Annotated in this window: 1 pseudogene; it reads left to right on the top strand. The window is 41.2% G+C overall.

Going from position 1 to position 792, the window contains the following annotated elements:
• Positions 1 to 792, top strand: a pseudogene (locus tag HT718_RS09355) (hypothetical protein); the annotation flags it as partial.

The raw sequence follows: 792 nt of genomic DNA, 5'->3' as shown, positions 1-792 counted from the left end.
CGGTAAAGATGGTTCAGGTAAAGTACCAAATGACAAACTTCCTAAGAAAGAAGTCCCAGGTACAGGAACAGTAACAGAACCTAATAAGAAACCATCACAACCAGTGGATGTAACAACACCAGCTCGTAAGACACCAACAGTAGATGTTGAACAAGATCCTAAGACAGGTGAAGTTACAGTAACACCTAAGAAACCAGATGGAACTCCATACAAACCAGGAACTAAGGTAGAAATCCCAGGTGAAGATGGTCCAATCACAGTTGAAATCGGTGAAGATGGTAAAGGTAAAGTACCAAATGACAAACTTCCTAAGAAAGATGTCCCAGGTACAGTTAAGATTACTGAACCAGGTCAACCAACTGTTGAAGTTCCTGATGTAACAACACCAGGTAAAGTTACACCAGAAACTGAACAACCAGGTAAGATTGAAATCACTCCACAACCAAATGGAGATGCGATTGTAACACCTAAGAAACCAGATGGATCAACATACCCACCAGGAACTACGGTAGAAATTCCAGGAGAAAATGGTCCAATCACAGTTGAAATCGGTAAAGATGGTTCAGGTAAAGTACCAAATGACAAACTTCCTAAGAAAGAAGTCCCAGGTACAGGAACAGTAACAGAACCTAATAAGAAACCATCACAACCAGTGGATGTAACAACACCAGCTCGTAAGACACCAACAGTAGATGTTGAACAAGATCCTAAGACAGGTGAAGTTACAGTAACACCTAAGAAACCAGATGGAACTCCATACAAACCAGGAACTAAGGTAGAAATCCCAGGTGA

Origin of the sequence: Streptococcus sp. 714 (genome assembly GCF_013277115.1) — a bacterium.
Classification (GTDB): Bacteria; Bacillota; Bacilli; order Lactobacillales; family Streptococcaceae; genus Streptococcus.
Note: the sequence above shows the minus strand (reverse complement) of the source record. Positions and strands in the feature narration are given on the sequence as shown.